Origin of the sequence: Marivita hallyeonensis (genome assembly GCF_900129875.1) — a bacterium.
Taxonomy (GTDB): Bacteria; Pseudomonadota; Alphaproteobacteria; order Rhodobacterales; family Rhodobacteraceae; genus Marivita; species Marivita hallyeonensis.
In genome coordinates this window covers 938831-958884 of the sequence record NZ_FQXC01000001.1, presented here as the reverse complement: position 1 = coordinate 958884, position 20054 = coordinate 938831, and the positions used below count along the sequence as shown (strand labels likewise).

General features: G+C 62.0%; 22 protein-coding genes and 2 tRNA genes. 12 read left to right on the top strand and 12 right to left on the bottom strand.

The features are described from left to right. Positions 1–13: 13 nt before the first annotated feature. The 4 genes from BUA42_RS04885 (at position 14) to BUA42_RS04870 (ending at position 2535) form a co-directional block, all read left to right on the top strand. Positions 14–1315 (top strand): adenylate/guanylate cyclase domain-containing protein, encoded by a 1302-nt coding sequence (locus tag BUA42_RS04885; RefSeq protein ID WP_178346852.1) that lies wholly within the window; start codon positions 14–16, stop codon positions 1313–1315. A gap of 140 nt (positions 1316–1455) precedes the next feature. Beyond that, positions 1456–2154 (top strand): Crp/Fnr family transcriptional regulator, encoded by a 699-nt coding sequence (locus BUA42_RS04880; RefSeq protein ID WP_178346851.1) that lies wholly within the window; start codon positions 1456–1458, stop codon positions 2152–2154. A 209-nt stretch (positions 2155–2363) separates the two neighbouring features. Then, a tRNA-Gly gene (locus BUA42_RS04875) sits at positions 2364–2438 on the top strand. Positions 2439–2460: 22 nt separating this feature from the next. After that, positions 2461–2535, top strand: a tRNA-Gly gene (locus BUA42_RS04870). Between the two features lie 11 nt (positions 2536–2546). On the opposite strand, the gene BUA42_RS04865 is transcribed toward BUA42_RS04870, so the two are convergent. After that, complete coding sequence (locus tag BUA42_RS04865; protein WP_072776516.1) at positions 2547–3011, bottom strand: GNAT family N-acetyltransferase; 465 nt, start codon at positions 3009–3011, stop codon at positions 2547–2549. Positions 3012–3131: 120 nt separating this feature from the next. On the opposite strand from BUA42_RS04865, the gene hisB reads away from it, so the two are divergent. After that, a complete protein-coding gene (gene hisB, locus BUA42_RS04860; RefSeq protein WP_072776515.1) occupies positions 3132–3719 on the top strand; it encodes an imidazoleglycerol-phosphate dehydratase HisB in 588 nt (195 codons plus the stop codon). Further along, on the top strand, positions 3720–4352 hold the full coding sequence (hisH, locus tag BUA42_RS04855; RefSeq protein ID WP_072776514.1) for an imidazole glycerol phosphate synthase subunit HisH: 633 nt from the start codon (positions 3720–3722) through the stop codon (positions 4350–4352). 1 nt (position 4353) lies between these two features. On the opposite strand, the gene BUA42_RS04850 is transcribed toward hisH, so the two are convergent. Together BUA42_RS04850 and BUA42_RS04845 are read right to left on the bottom strand one after the other, a co-directional pair. After that, the gene (locus tag BUA42_RS04850; RefSeq protein WP_072776513.1) at positions 4354–5133 is read right to left on the bottom strand and encodes an ankyrin repeat domain-containing protein; all 780 of its coding nucleotides are present in this window, start codon (positions 5131–5133) and stop codon (positions 4354–4356) included. Positions 5134–5413: 280 nt separating this feature from the next. Next, positions 5414–5800 carry a DUF2147 domain-containing protein gene (locus BUA42_RS04845; RefSeq protein ID WP_072776512.1) on the bottom strand — a complete coding sequence of 129 codons (387 nt, stop codon included), beginning with the start codon at positions 5798–5800 and terminating at the stop codon, positions 5414–5416. Positions 5801–5936: 136 nt separating this feature from the next. Between BUA42_RS04845 and hisA the strand changes: the two genes are divergently transcribed. After that, the gene (hisA, locus tag BUA42_RS04840) at positions 5937–6662 is read left to right on the top strand and encodes a 1-(5-phosphoribosyl)-5-[(5-phosphoribosylamino)methylideneamino]imidazole-4-carboxamide isomerase (protein ID WP_072776511.1); all 726 of its coding nucleotides are present in this window, start codon (positions 5937–5939) and stop codon (positions 6660–6662) included. A 7-nt stretch (positions 6663–6669) separates the two neighbouring features. On the opposite strand, the gene BUA42_RS04835 is transcribed toward hisA, so the two are convergent. Beyond that, on the bottom strand, positions 6670–7122 hold the full coding sequence (locus BUA42_RS04835; RefSeq protein ID WP_072776510.1) for a DUF302 domain-containing protein: 453 nt from the start codon (positions 7120–7122) through the stop codon (positions 6670–6672). An 86-nt stretch (positions 7123–7208) separates the two neighbouring features. After that, positions 7209–7967, bottom strand: coding sequence for an SDR family NAD(P)-dependent oxidoreductase (locus BUA42_RS04830; protein WP_072776509.1), 759 nt, complete (start codon positions 7965–7967; stop codon positions 7209–7211). Positions 7968–8053: 86 nt separating this feature from the next. On the opposite strand from BUA42_RS04830, the gene hisF reads away from it, so the two are divergent. The 4 genes from hisF (at position 8054) to BUA42_RS04810 (ending at position 11184) form a co-directional block, all read left to right on the top strand. After that, on the top strand, positions 8054–8815 hold the full coding sequence (hisF, locus tag BUA42_RS04825; protein WP_072776508.1) for an imidazole glycerol phosphate synthase subunit HisF: 762 nt from the start codon (positions 8054–8056) through the stop codon (positions 8813–8815). Further along, positions 8812–9120 (top strand): phosphoribosyl-ATP diphosphatase, encoded by a 309-nt coding sequence (locus BUA42_RS04820; protein ID WP_072776507.1) that lies wholly within the window; start codon positions 8812–8814, stop codon positions 9118–9120. The genes hisF and BUA42_RS04820 overlap by 4 nt, the downstream gene beginning before the upstream one ends. 200 nt (positions 9121–9320) lie before the next feature. Further along, positions 9321–9743 (top strand): hypothetical protein, encoded by a 423-nt coding sequence (locus tag BUA42_RS04815; RefSeq protein ID WP_072776506.1) that lies wholly within the window; start codon positions 9321–9323, stop codon positions 9741–9743. A 10-nt stretch (positions 9744–9753) separates the two neighbouring features. Further along, complete coding sequence (locus tag BUA42_RS04810) at positions 9754–11184, top strand: MbnB/TglH/ChrH family RiPP precursor modification enzyme (protein WP_178346850.1); 1431 nt, start codon at positions 9754–9756, stop codon at positions 11182–11184. A gap of 7 nt (positions 11185–11191) precedes the next feature. Here BUA42_RS04810 and BUA42_RS04805 read toward each other — a convergent pair whose 3' ends face one another. The 4 genes from BUA42_RS04805 to BUA42_RS04790 all read right to left on the bottom strand — a co-directional run bounded on the left by BUA42_RS04805 (position 11192) and on the right by BUA42_RS04790 (position 16404). After that, positions 11192–11659, bottom strand: a complete 468-nt coding sequence (locus tag BUA42_RS04805) for a CoA-binding protein (protein WP_072776505.1) — start codon at positions 11657–11659, stop codon at positions 11192–11194. A 187-nt stretch (positions 11660–11846) separates the two neighbouring features. Further along, positions 11847–12905, bottom strand: a complete 1059-nt coding sequence (locus BUA42_RS04800) for a DUF2235 domain-containing protein (RefSeq protein WP_072776751.1) — start codon at positions 12903–12905, stop codon at positions 11847–11849. Beyond that, positions 12883–15180, bottom strand: coding sequence for a xanthine dehydrogenase family protein molybdopterin-binding subunit (locus BUA42_RS04795; protein ID WP_072776504.1), 2298 nt, complete (start codon positions 15178–15180; stop codon positions 12883–12885). The genes BUA42_RS04800 and BUA42_RS04795 overlap by 23 nt, the downstream gene beginning before the upstream one ends. 42 nt (positions 15181–15222) lie before the next feature. Then, positions 15223–16404, bottom strand: a complete 1182-nt coding sequence (locus BUA42_RS04790; RefSeq protein ID WP_084066107.1) for a type III PLP-dependent enzyme — start codon at positions 16402–16404, stop codon at positions 15223–15225. Positions 16405–16508: 104 nt separating this feature from the next. Between BUA42_RS04790 and BUA42_RS04785 the strand changes: the two genes are divergently transcribed. Then, positions 16509–16949: an Lrp/AsnC family transcriptional regulator gene (locus BUA42_RS04785; protein ID WP_072776503.1), complete on the top strand. Its 441-nt coding sequence runs from the start codon at positions 16509–16511 to the stop codon at positions 16947–16949. Between the two features lie 50 nt (positions 16950–16999). On the opposite strand, the gene BUA42_RS04780 is transcribed toward BUA42_RS04785, so the two are convergent. The 3 genes from BUA42_RS04780 to ftsY form a co-directional block, all read right to left on the bottom strand. Then, positions 17000–17599 (bottom strand): inner membrane-spanning protein YciB, encoded by a 600-nt coding sequence (locus BUA42_RS04780; protein ID WP_072776502.1) that lies wholly within the window; start codon positions 17597–17599, stop codon positions 17000–17002. Between the two features lie 3 nt (positions 17600–17602). Further along, positions 17603–18505, bottom strand: a complete 903-nt coding sequence (locus tag BUA42_RS04775; protein WP_072776749.1) for an EamA family transporter — start codon at positions 18503–18505, stop codon at positions 17603–17605. A gap of 97 nt (positions 18506–18602) precedes the next feature. Then, positions 18603–20003, bottom strand: a complete 1401-nt coding sequence (ftsY, locus tag BUA42_RS04770) for a signal recognition particle-docking protein FtsY (protein WP_072776501.1) — start codon at positions 20001–20003, stop codon at positions 18603–18605. Positions 20004–20054: the final 51 nt, after the last annotated feature.

The following is a 20054-nucleotide window of genomic DNA, read 5'->3' as shown; positions in this document are numbered from 1 at the left end:
TGGACGGCTTCGTTTGACCTATTTTCAGTTGCTCGGCCCGTTTTTGCTGGCCACGTTTTCTATCAGTTTCCTTTTGGTGCAGCGTCGCTTTCCGCATTTGCGGTCGGCGATTTACTTCGCCGCGAGCTATGCCAGCCTTGCCTGTGCACTAACGCTCGACTGGTTGCGGGTCAGTTTTGACCCAGTGGTGGCCACATACCTGACGAACATTCCGTATCTGTCGACCGCCGTGTTCTTTGCGGCCGGGCTGTTTCAGGTCAACGACCGGGATGTCCCGTGGCGGTCGATTACCGGTGCTGGGCTGGCGGTGTTTCTCGGCGTTCTTTGGTTTCGGCATGTGCAACCCGACCTGATCATGCGGACGGTTGTGATGACCTTCGGCGTATCGGCCATCTTGCTCTATGCCGTGTTCCGCGTCCTGCCGCACGCACCGGCAGGTTTGAAACGCGCGATACTCTGGGCCCTCGCTTTGAGTGCCGTTTTGGCCATTGTGCGAACCGTGCTGACCCTGATGGCAGAAGCCGAAACCCTGTCAGAACAGACCTACGCAACCTCGGCTGTCTCTTGGACGCTGCAACTGACAACCGCGATGTCGGCACTTGCGGTCGCGGTTTTGTTATTCGCGCATTATGGGCTTCAGGTGATGCGCATGCTGACCGATGATGGCGTGCGGCGCGTGCGACAGGTCGAAGAGCAGTTCTCGAAGTTTCTCTCGCCCTCGGTGGTGGAGACCCTCATGGCGTCGGAGGGACGAGATCTGGCGGTTCAGACCCGCACGATCTCCGTCCTCCTGGTCGATTTGCGCGGTTTCACGACCTATGCGCAAGTGCATGGGTCGGATGCCGCATCAGCACATGTGAACCGTTTCCTTGCCGTGGCTACGGAAGAAATCATGAACCGCAACGGCACAATCGACAAATATCTGGGCGACGCCGTGCTGGCCTTCTGGAACGCACCACTCCTGCAGGAAGATCATGCCGATCTGGCGATTGACACGGCCTTGGCGATTCAAACACGCCTACGACAGTTGGCCGAACCGATGGAAGCTGTCGCTATTGTCGAAAGCGGGGAATGCAGCGTTGGCAACCACGGGACCGACCAGCGGATGGACTACACGGCCGTTGGTGGCGCTATGAACGTCGTGTCCCGGTTGGAGAAGGTGGCAAAAACGCGGTCGGTCGATGTTCTTGTCGGCCCGCAGGCGGCAGAATTGGCACAACGCGATCTGCAGCCCATCGGGGATATCGTTCTGCCGGGCATCACCCACGCAGTCAGGATACACGCGACCAATCCCACTGGTCCGCATGAGGGCTGAGGCTGTCGTCAGGTATATGCGGTGCTCTCTAAGGTGCCGCCCAGATTGAGAAATCCGATCACGGTTCGCCGTGAAGGAATGCTTTGCCAAGGTGACCCTGCCTTGCTAGCACATCCAAGGCCTTTACCGCGAGGATGCCAGTGGACCCCTCTCAATTCTTCTCAGCAGAGTTTTTCGTACACGTCGCGTTGTTCTTCTACGTATGGGGTCTGCTTGCCCGCAATGAGCTATGGCTGCGACTTCTCATTCTCGCAGGTACGTTTTGCTACATCGTTTACTACTACTATGTCTCCGAGGCGCCGCTTTGGGATGCCATTTGGGCCAGCTCGGTGATCGGCGTCACCAACCTGTTCATGATCGGTGTGATCCTTCACGAGCGTTCAACCCTGGGCATGAATGCGACGATGCTGGCACTCTACGCTTCCTTCCCGACGCTCAATCCGGGACAGTTCCGGCGGATCATGAAGCACGCAGATTGGGTGACGGCCGAAGCCGAGACCCGGATTTGTACGCGAGGTGTGCGACCCGACAGTCTTTACCTCGTCTCAGCAGGACAAATGCACCTTTTTCGGGACGGGACAGATGCGTGGATCGGACCTGGAAATTTCATTGGCGAGATCTCATTCCTGATCGACGGTCCCGCAACGGCGGACGTGATCGCACAAAAGGGAACCGAATATGTTCGTTGGGATCGCGCAAAACTCAAAGCGTTGATGGACAAATCGCCCCGCATTTCCAATGCAATCAGCGCGTTGTTCAACAAGGACATCGCACGCAAGCTGTCGGTGAGCACCCCCGTGCCCGAGCAAGCCGGACAAGCGACCGGGACCTTGAATTGATAGGCAGTTCAAGGAAGGACGCGCTGCCTCAAACGTTTCGGCACATTCACAACAGGCCGTTTTTCCTGGCCCGTATGACGGCAGGTTCGGGCGGCATAGCGATCTCTGCTGCTCTGCCACACCACCCGGACCGCCAAGATCCACACCCGGAATTTTCCTCTTGCACCCTGCCCCGTCACCCACTAAATCCGCCTCACCAAGATTGGCATGCGGGCGTAGCTCAGGGGTAGAGCATAACCTTGCCAAGGTTAGGGTCGGGCGTTCGAATCGCCTCGCCCGCTCCAATCTGGTCTGATCGATGGCAGCGCGGGCGTAGCTCAGGGGTAGAGCATAACCTTGCCAAGGTTAGGGTCGGGCGTTCGAATCGCCTCGCCCGCTCCATCGACCTTCCTTCACAGAGATTTGGACATCGCCGCGCGCGCCAGTCTATGGTCTTGTATTTCGATCGTTTCGTGGTGTTCGATGGCAAATCCCTGCCGGGCAAAGGCGGGCTGTGCCATGAGACTGGCATGTGTAGTGAGCCGGAGGATGCGCTTCCGTCGGGCCTCGGCCTCGATCCGCGCAAAAAGCGCGGCAAAGAGCCCCTGCCCACGCGCGTCCGGCAGGATAAAGGCCAGGTCGATGTGGCCAGCGGGCGTCAGCGTCATGAAGCCCGTAATCGCGTCCGGCGCGGCCAGCACCACGAATTGCGCAGCGAGCCGGTCAGCCCAATCGGGACCGCGGTTGGGGCGGGCGAGCCACGCGGTGCGCTGCGCCTCTGTGTAGGGGCTGGCGCCTTCATGGATGGCGCGAAACATGACCACTCCCAGCGCGTCGGCGTCATCGGCTCTGGCGGTGCGAATGGGATGCTGGGTCATGGCAATAGGTTCTGCAAGGTCGTGCCGAGGAAACACGCATGGAACCGCAATTGCAACGGGGCCTTGGCGCTGCCGGGGCGCGCGCCTATAAGGCCGCTGACATGAGCGAAGGACAGGCACATGCGCAACGCCACAGTGACCCGAAACACGGCCGAGACGAAGATCACTGTCGAGATCTCTCTCGACGGCACGGGAACGTATGACAACCAGACAGGTGTCGGCTTTTTCGATCACATGCTGGATCAGCTGGCCCGCCATGCGCTCATCGACATGACCGTGCGCTGCGAGGGCGACACCCATATCGACGATCACCACACGGTCGAGGATGTGGGCATCGCTCTGGGGCAGGCCTTGACGCAAGCCATGGGCGACAAGCGCGGGATCGTGCGATACGGGTCATGCCTGTTGCCGATGGACGATGCGCTGGTGCGCGCGGCACTGGACCTGTCCGCGCGCCCGTTCCTCGTGTGGAATGTCGCAATGCCGACAGCTAAAGTGGGTACGTTCGACACCGAGCTGGTGCGCGAGTTCTTTCAGGCGTTCTCGACCCATGGCGGGATCACGCTGCACGTGGACCAGCTGCACGGCGTGAACAGCCATCACATCGCGGAGGCGGCGTTCAAAGCGGTGGCGCGCGCGCTGCGCGACGCGCTTGAGGTTGACCCGCGCAAATCGGACGCCGTCCCGTCGACAAAGGGGTCGTTGTAAGTGCTCACGGCGATCATCGATTACGAAAGCGGCAACCTGCATTCGGCTGAGAAAGCGTTCCAGCGCATGGCGGCCGAGGTTGGCGCAGGCGAGGTCGTGGTGACGGCAGAGGCCGATGTCGTGGCGCGCGCCGACCGGATCGTGTTGCCGGGCGACGGGGCTTTCCCGGCCTGTGCCAAGGCCCTGCGCGCGGCGGGCACCTTCGCCGCGATGGTCGAGGCCGTGGAGGCGAAGGGACGCCCCTTCCTTGGCATCTGCGTCGGCATGCAGCTCATGGCGCGGCAGGGGCTGGAATACGAGCCGACAGACGGTCTGGGCTGGATCAACGGGGTGGTCGAGCGGATCACACCCGCGGGCGGGCTGAAAGTGCCACATATGGGGTGGAACGATCTGGTGATTGACCAACCACATGCCGTGCTGGAGGGCGTCGAGACGGGCGAGCATGCCTATTTCGTGCATTCCTACCAAATGCGCGTCGAAACGCCCGCTCAGCGACTTGCCCATGTGGATTACGGTGGCGATGTCACGGCCATTGTCGCGCGGGACACAATGATCGGTTTCCAGTTCCATCCGGAAAAAAGCGCCGCAACCGGGCTGAGGATGATCGCCAACTTCCTGACCTGGACGCCCTGATCTACTGCCGCTTGGCGTAGGTGTTCAGCACGGCAAGCGTTTCGTCATGGCCGTTGGCGAAATCCCAGACGCTAGCGCCCGAAAAGCACCCTTTCCCCGTGTCGCCTGCGCAAGCGGTGATGTCCGCACCGACCATCAACAGCGCCTCGGTCGCGACCGGCTCCCATTCCGACACTGCGGTGATGAGCGGCGTCCATTGCAGTCTGCAGGTACGGTGTTCGAGATCTGCGCCAAGGTCGACACAGCGTGTGACAAATCCGGCAAGATCTTCAGGAGCAAGATGACGCGTGCGGGCGAACCCCAGCCCGTGCAGCACATTGCTGTCCGTCAGCCCCAATCTCGGGTCGGCCCCGGCATCGAGAAGCAGGTGCACAACCTCGAGCGACAGGCCGTCTAATTCGGTCACAGCATGATAGAGGGCGGTCTTGTCGTACTCTCCGAACCGGGCATTCACATCGCAGCCATGAAGCGCCGCACGGATCTGAGATACATCGCCGGTCTCGATCGCGTCGAAGAGCGGCGGCTGTGGCGGCGGCGGGTTCCGCAGCGCGTTCAGTGTCTCTGCGGCGATGTCCGGATCGCTCAAGGTCAACCGCAGCCCGCTCAACGCTTCCGCAAGCTGCGTCAGCGTTGAATCCTCCGGGTTATCGCCAAGCGCCTCCATGACGTCATCATGCAAGGCGAGAAACTCGGGCGAGAGCGACGGCGCGCCGCTTTCATCCGTGACGATCATGTTCGGCATCACCGCCGCCGCGCGGCGTTCGAATTCTGACAGGTCCATGACGACGGCCTTCTCATTTGATGCGCCGCATCGAACCAGAGGAAATCGTCAGAACTACGCCAAAACCGTGATGTTGCGTCTCGGCCCTGAAAGTTGACGTGACGACCTGTTTTGAGATGGCCCGCTCTGCCAATCGCCTTCGAAAGCGATCTCGCGGAGCAGTGCCAAAGCCGGGACAACCGATGGCGCCCATGGGCTTCTCTGTTTTCCAAATACCTTGGGGGTCTGGGGGGCAACGCCCCCCAGCCGGTCGCGGCGACGCAGTCGCCGCGAAACAGGATCAGTTCACGCGCGTCCAGGTCTGGCCGCGGCAGATACCAAGCACACAACCCTCGACCTTCAGCGTGTTGCCGTTCAGGGTCATCTTCGAATTGTAAGTTTTGTCACGATCCGGTGCCCAGATCTTGCCGCCCTTGTAGGCGCCGCCGCCTTGGGCCTTCATGCCCCAGATCATCTGGCGTCCGATATTGGGCGACGAAATCTTCTTGCCGCTGGCATCGTAGCCCTGCCCCAGCACGCCGCAGATCTCTGCGCCGCACGTGTTGATGGTCACAAGCCCGTAATTGCCATCGTCGCCCGGCTGGGTTTTCCAGGTGCCGACCACCGGGTCGGCCATGGCTGCGGTGGCGGCCAGCACGAAGCCGGCGGCGAGTGTCATTAGTTTCATGTTGGTCTCCTCCTCAGAGTGGTGGCAAATCCTCACCTCACCAAAGCCCACCGATCAAGATTGACGCTGGGTCGCGTTGCATGTGCCGTTCCGTCATGTCAAAGCGCGGGGGCGTTTTTTTGCCCGGAGACCCGCCATGATCCTCTACCCCGCCATCGACCTGAAGGACGGACAGGCCGTGCGCCTCTTGCGGGGCGATATGGAGAAGTCGACCGTGTTCAATGACGATCCGGCGGCGCAGGCGATGGAGTTTGTCGATGCCGGGTGCGAATGGCTGCATCTCGTTGATCTGAACGGCGCGTTCGCAGGTGAACCGGTGAACGCCGCGGCGGTGGAAGCCATTCTCGCGCGGACAAAGGTGCCAGCACAGCTGGGCGGCGGCATCCGCGATATGGCGACCATCGAACGATGGCTCGACAAGGGTTTGCAGCGGGTCATCCTCGGCACGGTGGCCGTGGAAAACCCCGATCTGGTGCGCGAGGCGGCGAAAGCCTTTCCGGGCCATGTTGCCGTCGGCATCGATGCCCGTAACGGCCGCGTGGCGACGAAAGGCTGGGCGGAAGAGACCGACGTGATGGTCACTGACCTTGCGAGATCCTTTGAAGACGCGGGCGTTGCGGCGATCATCTACACCGACATCAACCGCGATGGCGCGATGCAGGGCCCGAATGTCGAGGCCACGGCGGATCTGGCGCGCGCGGTGTCGATCCCGGTCATCGCGTCCGGAGGTGTCTCATCCCTCGACGACCTGATCGCGCTGCGCGATTGCGGCGCGCAGCTGAACGGGGCGATTTCGGGCCGCGCGCTTTACGACGGCGCGATTGATCTCGAAGAAGCTTTGGCCGCGCTGCGTTCCGATTGACGGCTGTCTACTGCGACGCCCCATCGGTGAAGCGCTGAAGCGCACCGGCCATGACATTGAGATATGCTGCGTCGTCGGACACACCGCCCAGCTTGCCAAGCATCGCGGCGGGTTCTTCGTAGACGATCTTGGTCGCCCCCATACCATCGGTGTAGACCAAGACTTTCAGCGGCAGATACAGGCCTGCCACGGGGTCATCCTTGATCGCGGGCGTGCCGACCTTCGGATTGCCGAAGACCAGAAGCTGCATCTCTCCAACGTCCTCACCGATCGATTGGGCCCCGGCCCCGTGGTCGACGCGGGCGAAGATGGTGATGCCGGCCTCTTCCATGGCGGACACCATCGCATCGACCGTCTCGGTCACGCCAAGCGCGCTGTCTTTCTGGATCATGCCGTTTTCGCCAGCGGTTGCCGTTGTGGCGGCGAGCGCCAAACCAACGGCCAAAATTACGTGCTTCATTCAAACCCCTCCTCTTGCAGTGATGGCACCCTGCGGCAGGGACAATTCAACTGAAAGCCACGTTCGCGTGACCGGCGGCGCGCCGCTCAGATCGATCCGGCTTCGACCATGTAATTGTTCGCCGTGCACATCGCCGCGTCGTCAGAAGCCAGAAAGAGCACCATTCGGGCAAGGTAGACCGGCTCGATCAGGTCGGGCAGGCATTGCTTCTGGCGATGCCGTTCGAGCGCTTCCGGCTCTGCCCAAAGCTCTTTCTGTCGGTCGGTCATCACCCATCCGGGGACAACCGTGTTCACACGGATGCGGTGCTCCCCCAGATCGCGCGCCATCGTGCGGGTGAGGCCATGAACGGCCGCTTTCGCTGTGGTGTATGCGGGCATGTTGCCGCTTTTTTCCCACCAGCTGTTCGATCCCATGTTGATGATCGACCCACCTCCGGCAGCGATCATGTCAGGTGCAACGGACTGAATTGAAAAGAACATGTGCCGCAGGTTGGTCGCCTGGCGTTCGTCCCAGTATTCGGGTGTGACCTTGCGCCAGTCGTGCCGGTCATCGCGGGCTGCGTTGTTCACGAGAATGGAAGCCGGTCCGAGCTTGGCTTTCAACCGCTCGAACGCCGCGCGCAACGCTTCGATGTCGCGCAGGTCGGCTTTCTCCCAAGCGATGGTGCCGTCGATGTCAGACACCAGCGCATCGGCAGACGCGTCATCGAGATCGATGAACCCCACCTTGGCGCCCTGAGCCGCAAATGCCTTGACGATTTCGGCACCGATGCCTGAGGCACCGCCGGTGATGAACACGGTTCTGCCGTCAAGGCTTGGATAGCGCGCGAAACTGTCGGACATGGTTTGCTCCCTCTTTTCGATGCCAGAGGCATAATGCGTGACGCTTGGCCTTCACAAGCGGCGATCTTCGGGGTACGCGACACAGCATGTTGAAAACCCGCATCATCCCCTGTCTCGATGTCGCCGATGGCCGTGTGGTCAAGGGCGTGAATTTCGTCGATCTGCGTGATGCCGGTGACCCGGTGGATGCGGCCCGCGCCTATGACGCGGCGGGGGCAGACGAGATCTGTTTTCTCGATATCCACGCGACGCACGAGAACCGCGGCACGATGTTCGACGTGGTAACGCGAACCGCCGAGCAATGCTTCATCCCGCTGACCGTCGGCGGCGGTGTGCGCACCGTGGCGGATGTGCGGGCGTTGCTGTTGGCGGGGGCGGACAAAGTGTCGTTCAATTCCGCCGCGGTCGCCAACCCCGATGTCGTGGCCGAAGCCGCAGACCAGTTCGGCAGTCAGTGCATCGTTGTGGCCATCGACGCCAAGACGGTAGAGCCGGGCCGATGGGAGATCTTCACGCACGGCGGACGCAAGCCCACGGGCATCGACGCGGTGGAATTTGCTAAGACTGTCGTCGCCAAGGGCGCGGGTGAAATCCTGCTCACTTCCATGGATCGGGACGGCACCAAGGCAGGTTTCAACCTTCCGCTGACCCGTGCCATTTCAGATGCGGTGGACGTCCCGGTGATTGCCTCGGGCGGTGTCGGCACCTTGGATCACCTCGTTGAAGGTGTGACCGAAGGCGGCGCAAGCGCGGTGCTGGCGGCATCGATCTTTCACTTCGGCGAATACACGATTGGCGAGGCCAAGGCGCATATGGCGGCGGCAGGCATTCCGGTGAGGCTGACATGACTTTGGACGATCTTGAAACGATCATCGCCACCCGCGCCAAGGCCAGCCCCGACGACAGCTGGACGGCCAAACTGCTGGCCAAGGGGCCAGAGAAATGCGCCGAGAAATTCGGGGAAGAGGCGATCGAAGCGATCATCGAGGCCACCAAGGGTGACAAAGAGCGGCTGACCTCGGAAGCCGCGGACGTTTTGTTTCACCTGCTCGTCATGCTGAAGTCCCAGAACGTTGCCCTTGCCGACGTGATGGCTGAGCTGGAGCAGCGTCAGGGGCAGTCCGGCCTGCAAGAGAAGGCTGGTCGCACTTAACTCGGCGAGTTCCAGCGCATGGATTACTGACCTTACGTCAACGGCTTGACGAGTCCTCGGCAGAGATTGGCTTATCCCTAAGCAGATTTTGGCCCAGGGCTTTCCCGCATAAATAGAGAGAATCGGCGCACGTGGTACGCTCACGATGTGCAGTTTTTGTGCTCATTTTTTTCCAAAGCAACTTTTGAGAGGTGTTCCAGATGGCTGAACTATCCCATGTAACCCCGGTTCGCGTTTCCCTTCCCGCCTCGGTCGCAGCTGACCTTGGCACATTCAAAAAAGCCGTGGGGTCGATCCTCGACAAGCTGGGCTGTCAGGCCTGCTGTTCAGGCCACGACATCCGTTTCGATTTGCACCGCGACATGGTCTTCCGTGACCTGTCCGACATCGCAGTGCCGCGCGCGACGGCAAGTCTTCAGATGAAAGCCGCGCGCAACACGGTTGCGATGAGCCCGGAGGTCGGAGCCAAAATCGACAATGTCTACGCTGCAATTGACCGGATCGCCCGCTTCAGCGGTCATGACGCCTGCTGTTCGGGCCACGACCTTCGCTTGCAGATCGAACACAACTTCGTGCTGGACGAAAAGCTGAACGTCGACGCGCAGGCGATGCGGTTCGGCTAGAATGCGCGCGATGTTCCAGCCACCGAAGCTGGGCATCGGGATGATCTTTTCGGCGGCGCTGGACCCGTTTCTGCGCCGTCGGCCTGATGCGCTGGACGTGCTAGAGATCGAACCGCAGACGCTCTGGCTGGCAGAGGATGCGATTGCGGGTCCGTTTGCGGAATACCGCCCCGCGATGGAGGCATTTGCCGCCCTTCCTCAAGCCAAGCTGGTGCATTCTGTGGGTGTTCCGCTGGGCGGGAGGCGCAAGCCCAGTCCCGGACAAATGGCGCTGCTGCGTGAAACGGCGCAACGGTTGGATAGTCCTTGGGTGTCCGAGCACCTGTCCATCGCCGGCACGCCGCATAGATCCGCGGGTTTTCTGTTGCCGCCGCTGCAAACCGACGAGGGCGTGGCCACGGCGGTTGAAAACATCGCTGCCTTCCGGGCGGGGGTCGGTCGACCCATCGCGGTGGAAACCGGGGTGGCTTACCTGAAGCGGAAGCCTTTCGAGATGCCCGATGGTGAGTTTCTGGCACAGGTGGCCGAACAGGCCCAGTGCGGGCTGTTGCTCGACCTGCACAATCTGTGGTGCAACCATTGTAACGGGCGGATCGATTTCGATGAGACCCTCGCACAAATCCCGTTCGACCGCGTGTGGGAGGTGCATCTCGCGGGTGGCGATGACATGGGCGGTGTGTGGCTGGACAGCCACTCTGGGCCGATGCCCGATGCCCTCGCGGCGCGTGCGCGGGAGGTGATTGCAGAGCTTCCCAACCTTGGCGCCATCAATTTCGAGATCTACGACACGTTCCTCGAACGGCTTGAGCCCGCGGTGTTTGATACCATCGTCGATGGCCTGCGCGCGATTTGGGACGGCGCGGGGCAGAGCCGGTCGGACACGCGACCCGTGGACCTTCGCGGAGCGCCGCCCGCGCCAGAGACCACGGTTGAGGCGTGGGAAGACAGTCTCACACTGTCGGTCTGGACCGCCGATCCGACCGGTCATCCCTGGCCCGAGGATCATCCGCTGTTGTCGCTCTATGCCTTTCTGGCGCGGTCGTTCAGGGGCTCTATGCTGACCCGCGCAATGCCGCGTACCGTGCGCTACGGCTTGCTCCGGGATGGTGAAGGGTTCGAGGCGAAGATGAACGCGTATTTTGATGCGCATTCGCCAAAGATGTACGCCCCCTTGGAGGCGCAGGCGTTTCGGGCGTGGTTGCTGGAGATGGGCGAGGACGATCCGTTGATGCTGGGCCTCTTGGAGTACGACATCGCGTTTGTGCGGTTGCTCAAAGAGACGACGCCGCAGATCGTGCATTTCCCCGGTGATCCCGCGCCGATTTTCGAAGCGCTGTCGGAAGGCCGCCTGCCCGATCCTCCGACGCCGCCCGCGTGGGAATTGGAAATCCTGCCCGAAGCCGTTGCCGAAGGGTTCGTTCAGGCGGCGGGGGCGAGTTAGGCGCGCCTCAGAGTTTTGACGAGATCACGCCGGTATTGAAACCGCCCATACGCAGTTCGCCGAACAGGCGCTGGTATTCGATCTTGGGACACCGGTTCATCACCACGTCCACGCCGCGCGCTTCAGCCTTGGCGGCGGCCTCTGCGTGTTCGACGCCGATCTGCATCCAGATGGTTTGCAGGTCGGGGAACACGTCAAGCGCCTCGTCTACAATGGGCGGGACCGCCTCGGACCGGCGGAAGATATCCACCATGTCAACGGGTTGATCGATCTCGGACAGGGACGCGACAATGGTGTTGCCTAGCAGCGCTTTCCCGGCGTGCCCCGGGTTGACCGGGATCACCGTGAAGCCTTTCAGCCCCAGATAACGCGCGACGTAGTAGGACGGACGCACCGGGTTCGTGGACACGCCAACCACCGCGATGGTTTTGGTGCGGGTCAGGATGTTCTTGAGGTACCGGTCCATCTCAGTCATGGAGAGACCTTAAACCGGGCCACACAAAAGAAAAAGCGCCCAAGACAGGCTTGGGCGCAAGTGTTGGAACGAGGGACAGTGAAGGTGTCGCGGGTGTTCCATTCCCGCGCTCCTGATAGTTAAGTAGGGTGTGGTTTTGCGGTTTAAAGGGCGCATCGCTCCGCTGTGATAACCTTTTTGTCAGGAATTACGTCGAAAGCGCCGCGCGTGCCCTTTTGGGTTGCGCGTCTTCCAGCGTTTCGTGCAGGCGCTCGGACATATCCGAACCCACGCGCCTTTGCCGACGGTGCCAGAACAGCTTCCCCCAACCGCGCCAATTCCCCACGGAGGGCGCCATCACGTCCTGCGGAAAGCGTGCGGCCCAGTCCTGAGGAAGCGGAAGGCCAACCGCCTCGGCCCGGCCCAGCATCCAGGTGAGCGGGATATTGGCGAGCGGACGCGCCTGTTCGTGGCCGCGCAACTGCCCGCCAATGTCGCCGTGCACGCCACGAAACCAGACCTGCTCCACGTGTCCCGACCACCCCGGTGGGCAAGTCCAGAGGACAGGTTCGTAGGCCATGCGCTTTTCGTGGTAGGCCAGCGCATGAAAGCCGTGCGACGTCGCCGGTCCAAGCTGGTCGTTGTGAAAGGCGTGGTTGTCGTTGGTCAAGCACCATAGAAGCGGCAGACGCAGGCCAAGCGCCTTGACCGTGTCCCAGACGCCGACCACCTCGATGGTGGTGTTGGGATGGCAGTGCGCCTTGGCGAAATCCTCAACCGTGCCGTTTTCGGGCGTGTGGCGGTAGAGGCGGTACGCTTGGCGGATGTTGCGCTCCGTTGCGTGTTCCGCCCGGATGAGACCGATCTGGTCGATCACGCCCGCCAGCGATCGGACGGCAAAGGCACCGCGGGAATAACCGAAGAAATAGATGCGGTCGCCGGGTTTGTAGCGCGAGGCAAGAAACCCGTAGGCACGGCAAATCTGGCGATTGATGCCGCGGCCCACCATGATTTGTGTCGCGCTGCGCCAGTCCGCCCATTGCAGACCGGATTCGTAGTACAGCGACAGGTCGCCGCCGACCTCTTGCAACAGGCGGTAGAGAAGTCCGGCGTTTGTCTCGCATCCCGGTTCCAGCGAAGACATCGTGCCGTCAAGGATGATCACATGATCGCGGCGACCACGCCTTGCGGTGACGGCCGACTGGTCCGCCGATGGCCACCGGTGGAACCAGCCGAGAACCGTCTTACTCAGCCGCGACGCGCGCATCCTGCAACATGCCCCAAACCCGTTGCGGCGTGAACGGCATATCCGCCTGCCGCACACCCTGTGCCCACATGGCGTCCTGAACCGCATTTGCGACGGCGGCCAACGCACCCACGGTTCCGGCCTCGCCGCAGCCTTTCATGCCCATGGGGTTGGTGGTCGATGGGGTCGCCTCCGTTGAAAAGCCAATCATGGGAACATCATCGGCGCGCGGCATTGCATAGTCCATGAACGTTGCCGTGAGGAGCTGCCCGTCCTCATCGTAGACAACGCGTTCGGTCAACGCCTGGCCGACGCCTTGCACAACACCGCCGTGGACCTGACCTTCGGCGAGCATCGGGTTGATAAGGTTGCCGAAATCGTCAACCACCGTATACCGCTCGACCGTGACGTGACCTGTTTCGGGATCAATCTCGACCTCGGCCACATGCGCTCCGTTGGGGAAGCTGCGCGCGTCGAGTTGAACCGTGGCGTCAAAGGTCAGAAGGTCTTCGCGCCCGGCCTCGCGCGCCATTTGGGCGACCTCGAGCATCGTCGGCGTGACATTCGATGTGCCGACACGGAACTGTTCGTCGTCGAAGCTGATGTCGCCTTGCGGCACATCCTGCTGCTCGGCCAGAAACGCGGTGAAGGCTGTGATCATCTTGTCGACAGCCGCAAGCGTCGCGGTGTTCTGGATGGTGACGGACCGCGATCCACCCGTGCCGCCGCCGCGCGCGATCAGGTCGCTGTCGCCCTGCACGAAGCGGATCTTGTCCGCAGGAATCCCGGTTTGATCCGACAGGAACTGCGTGAATACCGTCTCGTGCCCCTGCCCGTTCGACTGCGTGCCGACATAGATCGACGCACCACCGTCTTCATCGAAGGTCACCTTCACGTCTTCGGTCGGCGCACCAAGAATGCTTTCGATGTAGTAACACAACCCCAAGCCGCGCAGCTTGCCCTGCGACTGGCTTTCGGACCGACGGGACTCGAATCCGTCCTTGTCAGCAAAGCGGGCAATGCTGTCGAGAACACGGTCGAAATCACCGACGTCATAGGTTTCGCCCGTTGTCGTCTTGTAAGGGAACTGGTGCGGTTTGATGAAATTGATGCGGCGCAGGTCCCACGGGTCGATGTCCAGTTCCCGCGCGGCGCGGTCGATCACACGTTCGAGAAGGTAGATCGCCTCGGGCCGCCCGGCCCCGCGATAGGCATCGACGGGCGTGGTGTTGGTGTAAACGCCCTCAACGTGCAGCCACGAGGTCTGCACATCGTAGACCCCCATCAGCACCTTGGAGAACAAGCTGGTCTGAATCGCCTGCGCAAAGTGAGAGTTGTAAGCGCCCATATTGGCAACCGTGTGCACGCGGTAGGCGGTGATGCGGTTGTTCGCGTCAAAGGCCAGTTCGGCGGTGTGATTCAAATCCCGTCCGGCGCTGTCGCTCAGCATGCCTTCGGTACGCTCGGACATCCACCGGACCGGACGATCCAGATGTTTTGCCGCGATCGCGACGAGGAAGTTTTCGTTATGTGGCATGGCTTTCATACCAAAGCCCCCTCCCACATCCGGATTGGTCACGCGAATGGCGTCCTCGGTCACGTTGAGCACTCGGGCCAGTTCGGTCTTGTGGCTCCAGACACCTTGCGCATTGAGCGACAGATGCACGCGATCGCCCTCCATCTCCGCGTAGCAGCCCCGCGGTTCCATGGCGTTGACGATGATGCGGTTGTCTTCGACATCGAGGCTGACCGTCCGGTGCGCCGCGTCGAACGCTGCCTGCGTTGCGGTTTCATCCCCCATGCCCCAGTCGAATGCCCGGTTATCGGGCGCGACGGAATGCAGAGCCTCGCCGCCAACGGCATGCGCCAGATGCACGGGTTTCTCGGTATAGTCGAATTCGATGGCTTCGGCCGCATCGCGCGCCGCTTCGAGCGTCTCGGCAACGATGAACGCCACCGGTTCGCCTACGTAACGCACCGTGTCGGTCGCCAGCAGCGGGCGAAACGGGGCCGCGCCCTTGGTGCCGTCGCGGTTTGGCACGGTGGTGCCCCACATCCCTTCGGTGATGCCCATCTCGGTCAGGTCCTGTGCCGTCAGGACAAGCTGCACGCCCGGGATCTGCCGCGCGTCGGTGACATCCAAGGTATCCACCGTCGCATGGGCGACAGGTGACCGGAAGACGTAGCCGCGCAAGGCATCCTCTGGCGCGATATCATCCACATAGCGGCCCGCACCTGTCAGGAAGCGAATGTCCTCTACCCGTTTCACAGGTTGTGACTTGCCGAATTTTTCCATTTGTCCCTCGCGCCGTTGACCCTTGCGGTACTGCGGCGGACACTAGCCTGCCAGACGCCCCTGTCCAGTGCCACCTTTCACGGTGCGAAGGTCAATCTGCTGGCGGGTACCGTATCCGTTGAACGCCGTGACGAGGGCCGTGCTGTATGCCCCGGCGGCGCGAATGAGGATATGGTCGCCTTCGGCAATGTCAGAGGGCAGCTCCCACGTGCCCGGAACACGGTCCAGGCTGTCGCAGGTGGGACCGAAAATGGTGAATGGCTGAGGGTTGCCGCCGCGCTCGACGCCCTGCGGGCCAAAGGTGCTGCGTTGGCCGGGCACCGGCATGTCGCGCCATTCGCCCAGCGCGCCGTAGAGACCGTCATTGAGATAGAGGATATGGCCACAGCGTGCCTTGACGCGCAACAGCAACCACGCCGCATCCGCCACCATCGCACGCCCCGGCTCGCACCATAGGGTCGGTGGGTCGTCGGGGAAATGTGTGGCGATGGCGGACCGGATCGCATCGAAAATCGGTGCCAGCACCGGCCCCTCGGCGGCTTCGCGCGACGGAAAACCACCGCCGACATTGAGCGCCGCAAGTCGAAAGCGGGCCTGGCGGGCGATCAGCGCACAGGCGGCGATGTAATCCGTCCAGGCGTGGGGATCGGTGCATTGCGTTCCCGGGTGGAACGTCAGCGCGAGGCTGAGACCGCGTGCGGATACGTCTTTCAGCAGCGCAACTGCCATGTCCGGGCCTGCTCCGAACTTAGTACCGAAATCATAGGCCGCGCCTCCGCGATTGAGGGTCACCCGCACCGCGATCTGCGTTGTCGGGGGAAGCGCGCCCAGCTTGTCGAGTTCGGACAACCGGTCGACGGACCACGAGGCAACGTGCAACGATTTGGCCTCTGCGATCTCCGCCGCCGATCGGATCGGGTTGTGATAATGCAGCCGGGCATCGGGCAGGCACTCCCGTACAGCGCGCATCTCGGCCACCGAGGCCACGTCAAAGGCCGTGACGCCGGACCGAACGAGGGTGTCGAGCACGTCGGTGGAGGGGTTGGCTTTAACTGCGTAGCTCACGTGGCCCGGAAAGCCGCGTTTGAAGGTTTCGGCGCGACGGGTCAGCGCCTCTGGTCGGAACAGGAACACAGGGTCTTCGGGCGGGGCTTCCCGGATCAAAGCCGCGACACGGGCGGTGTCGTAGCGGGCGTGGCGGATATCGTCTGCTCCGGCGACCATGGCTGCCTCATGGGTGTTGATTTTGCACAAGTGTGCGGGACGACAATAACAAAAGGATTCGGCAATTCTTGCTTTTTCGAGTCTCGAAGAGTCATATTGACGGAGTGACCTTACAGATCGACGATATCGATACCCGATTGATCGCGCTCTTGCAGAAAGATGCACGCGCGCCCGTTGCGGAACTTGCCCGCAAACTGGGGTTGGCGCGGACGACGGTTCAGACGCGTATCGACCGGCTCGTGGCCAAAGGTGCGATTGCGGGCTTTACCCTGCGCCGCGGAGACGCGCTGGCCGCGCCGATCCGGGCGACTGTTCTGGTCTCCATCACGCCGCGCACGGGGCCAGAGGTCCTGGCCCGTCTGCGTGCCCTGCCCCATGTCGATGCGGTGGTGACCGTGTCAGGCCGGGCGGATCTCGTGATCGAACTGAGCGCGCGCTCCACCCAAGAGCTGGACGCGACCCTGGACGACATTGCCGAAGCGAAGGGCGTTCAAAGCTCGGAAAGCTTCATTCATCTCTCCACCAAGATCGACCGCCGGGGGTAGACGCGCGCAAGCACCGGGCCGGACAGTTTGTCCGACCTGAGAGAGCTGCGTCAGTCCTCTTCCACGGTGCTGTATTTCTGGATCACACCCGCCTGCGCGATGAAAAAGAAGAACAGCGCGCCGGTGAGGACGAAGGTTTCGAAATAAACCCAGACCTCGGTGCTTTGAGTGCGCCAGACAATCTCGTTCGAGGCCGCCAAAAGAAAGAAGAACGCGGTCATGCGCCGGGTGAGGATCATCCAGCCCTCCTGCTCCATCGGGAGCAGTTCGCCCATGACAACCCGCAGATAGCTTTGCCCGCGCAATAGACCGATGGCGAGCACGCCGCCCAAAAGCAGGTAGACCATTGTGGGCTTCATCTTGATGAACCGGTCGTCATTGAGCCAGACGGTCAGCCCGCCGAACACCACAACCAGCACCGCAGTCACGATCTGCATGCGGCTGATATGGCCGGTCAGCCACCACAAAACGCCCATCGAGGCGAGGATGACCGGGATGAACCCGGCGGTGACAACAATGAATCCGTCATATTCCGTGCCGCCAATCGTGAAGACCTCGTCCTTGAGATAAAGATACGCGACGAAGAACCCGATCACCGGGCCCAGTTCCAGCGCGGATTTCACCCATTGCGGGACGTTGCGATGTGCCAAGGCCTAGCCTCCTGCTTCTACGATGACCGCCCCTAGCGCGATCAGGGCCATGAGCGCAATCCTGCGCGGGCCAACGGTTTCCTTCAAAAACACCCAGCCGATGATCGCAGCGAAGACGGTGGAGGTTTCGCGCAGCACCGCCGCTTCGCCCACTTGATCGAGCCGCGTGGCCAACATTATGGAGCCGAAGCTCAGGAAGGCCAGCAAACCGCCGATCACACCCCGGAGAGCCAGTGGCGGCAGCGCGGGTCGCACCGCCATATTGCGGTAACGGATGGCCGCGATGATCGGCATGGCGATGCCGTCGATCATGAAAAACCACGCAAGGAAGGTGAACGGATCGGCAGTGGCCCGGATGCCGTAGGCGTCGTAAGTGGTATAAAACGCAACAAAAAGCCCTGTCGTCACAGCAAAGCCCAGCGCGGCGACCAGCGTGTCGCGTTCGGTTTGCAGGAAGATCAGATTGTACAGGGCCAGGCCGAAGATGCCCAAGAGCAGTACACCAAGACCGATCCATTGCGTGGTGGTAAAGGTCTCACCAAAGATGAGGTACGCCCCAATGACCGTGAAGAGCGGCCCCATGCCTCTCACAACTGGATAGACCACGGTAAACGCGCCTTTCGAGTAGGCCAGCGCCTGGAACACCTTGTAGCCGAAATGAATGATGAAAGCGCCTAGGAAGATCGGCCACATATGCGGTTCGGGCCACGGGACAACGAAGAACGCAAATGGTGCGGCCATCAGACCGTAGCTGATGTCAATCGCACCGCGCGACAACCAAGGGTCGTGGCGGCCTTTCTGCAGCGCGCCAAAGACGGCATGGAGGAACGCCGCGATGAGCGCGAGGTAGAGCGCGACCTGACTGCCCTGTGGCGTGCCTTCGAGCGAGATCAGCCAGTCGCTGATCATGAGCGGCGGACGGGTTTTCGAAAACCCGTCTCAGGGGCTCTGCCCCTCGGCGCCTTGCGCCTCACCCCGGGATATTTCCGGCCGGAAGAAGCGCTCATGCAGCTTCGAGACCGGTCAGGGCCGCCGCGAACTCCTCTGGATCGAAAGGTTGCAGGTCATCGATCTGTTCGCCCACACCAATGGCATGGATCGGCAACCCGAACTTGTCGGCAAGTGCAACCAGCACGCCGCCCTTCGCTGTCCCGTCGAGCTTTGTCATCACAAGGCCTGACACATCGGCAAGTTGCTGAAAGGTTTTGACCTGGCTCAGCGCGTTCTGCCCAGTTGTCGCATCGAGCACCAGAAGCGTGTTGTGCGGCGCGTCGGGGTCTTTCTTGCGGATGACGCGGACGATCTTGGCCAGCTCCTCCATCAGGTCCTGCCGGTTCTGCAGACGGCCCGCGGTATCGATCATCAGAAGGTCGGCGCCGTCGGCCTGCGCCTTGGTCATGGCGTCGAAGGCGAGGCTTGCCGGGTCAGAGCCTTCGGGAGCAGTCAGCACGGGCACGCCTGCCCGGTCGCCCCAGACCTGCAACTGTTCGACGGCAGCGGCGCGGAACGTATCGCCCGCGGCGATCACCACTTTCTTGCCAGCCGCGCGGAACTGGCTGGCGAGTTTGCCGATGGTCGTGGTCTTGCCGGACCCGTTGACGCCCACCACCAGCACGACCTGTGGCTTGGTCGGGTAAAGCGGCATCGGTTTGGCGACCGGGTCCATGATGCGGGCCACTTCGCCCGCAAGCAGTTCCTTGATTTCCCGCACGCTGAGTTTCTTGCCAAAGCGGCCTTCGGCGATGTTGGCGGTGACCCGCAGCGCCGTATCGACGCCCATATCGGCCTGGATGAGAAGTTCTTCCAGCTGTTCGAGCATGTCGTCGTCCAGCTCGCGCCGGATTTCGGTCGGGGCAGCCGAGCGGCCAAGGATGCGGTTCAGAAAGCCGGGTTTGCGAACGTCCTGCGCGGGTTCCGCCATGTCGAGCCGCGGTGCGGTGATCGTCGTCATCATCGGCGTTTCGAGCGGTGTGACGTTGGGCACTTCGAGCGGCGGCGCGGCGGGTGTCTCCACCGGCTGAGGTGGCATCTCGACGGGTGGTTCAGGCGGCGGGACGACGTCCGGTGCAGGTTCGGGATCGACCGGTTGCGGTGCTTCTGGTTCAGGCGGGGGCGGTGTCGGGTCGGCGGGCGGCGGCTCTGGCAGGTCGGGCTCTGGCACCTCCTGCGGCGCATCCGGTTCGGGCAGGTCGGGTTGCGGCTCTTCCTCGGGCGCCTCGGGTGCGGGCACGTCCGGCGGTGGCGCGACAGGTTCGGGTTCAGCTGGCGGCGACGGATCCGCCGGTGGGGGCGCCTCGGGCGTCGGGGTTTCTTCCCCACCGTCCTGCACAATCGCGTCCAGCCCTTCGTCCAGTTTGGAGGAGGATTTGAAGAGCTTGGATTTCAGCTTACCGAAAAAGGACATGAGGCCCGCCCGATGGTTGAAGACTTTCCCTTCACCTAGTCCTTCTGCTGC

Excerpts from the sequence above, each read along its gene's own strand:
- BUA42_RS04865 (WP_072776516.1), bottom strand. The coding sequence starts at position 3,011 with ATGACCCAGCATCCCATTCGCACCGCCAGAGCCGATGACGCCGACGCG.
- hisB (WP_072776515.1), top strand. The coding sequence starts at position 3,132 with ATGCGCAACGCCACAGTGACCCGAAACACGGCCGAGACGAAGATCACT.
- BUA42_RS04850 (WP_072776513.1), bottom strand. The coding sequence starts at position 5,133 with ATGGACCTGTCAGAATTCGAACGCCGCGCGGCGGCGGTGATGCCGAAC.
- BUA42_RS04845 (WP_072776512.1), bottom strand. The coding sequence starts at position 5,800 with ATGAAACTAATGACACTCGCCGCCGGCTTCGTGCTGGCCGCCACCGCA.
- hisA (WP_072776511.1), top strand. The coding sequence starts at position 5,937 with ATGATCCTCTACCCCGCCATCGACCTGAAGGACGGACAGGCCGTGCGC.
- BUA42_RS04835 (WP_072776510.1), bottom strand. The coding sequence starts at position 7,122 with ATGAAGCACGTAATTTTGGCCGTTGGTTTGGCGCTCGCCGCCACAACG.
- BUA42_RS04830 (WP_072776509.1), bottom strand. The coding sequence starts at position 7,967 with ATGTCCGACAGTTTCGCGCGCTATCCAAGCCTTGACGGCAGAACCGTG.
- hisF (WP_072776508.1), top strand. The coding sequence starts at position 8,054 with ATGTTGAAAACCCGCATCATCCCCTGTCTCGATGTCGCCGATGGCCGT.
- BUA42_RS04820 (WP_072776507.1), top strand. The coding sequence starts at position 8,812 with ATGACTTTGGACGATCTTGAAACGATCATCGCCACCCGCGCCAAGGCC.
- BUA42_RS04815 (WP_072776506.1), top strand. The coding sequence starts at position 9,321 with ATGGCTGAACTATCCCATGTAACCCCGGTTCGCGTTTCCCTTCCCGCC.
- BUA42_RS04810 (WP_178346850.1), top strand. The coding sequence starts at position 9,754 with ATGTTCCAGCCACCGAAGCTGGGCATCGGGATGATCTTTTCGGCGGCG.
- BUA42_RS04805 (WP_072776505.1), bottom strand. The coding sequence starts at position 11,659 with ATGACTGAGATGGACCGGTACCTCAAGAACATCCTGACCCGCACCAAA.
- BUA42_RS04800 (WP_072776751.1), bottom strand. The coding sequence starts at position 12,905 with ATGCGCGCGTCGCGGCTGAGTAAGACGGTTCTCGGCTGGTTCCACCGG.
- BUA42_RS04795 (WP_072776504.1), bottom strand. The coding sequence starts at position 15,180 with ATGGAAAAATTCGGCAAGTCACAACCTGTGAAACGGGTAGAGGACATT.
- BUA42_RS04790 (WP_084066107.1), bottom strand. The coding sequence starts at position 16,404 with ATGGTCGCCGGAGCAGACGATATCCGCCACGCCCGCTACGACACCGCC.
- ftsY (WP_072776501.1), bottom strand. The coding sequence starts at position 20,003 with ATGTCCTTTTTCGGTAAGCTGAAATCCAAGCTCTTCAAATCCTCCTCC.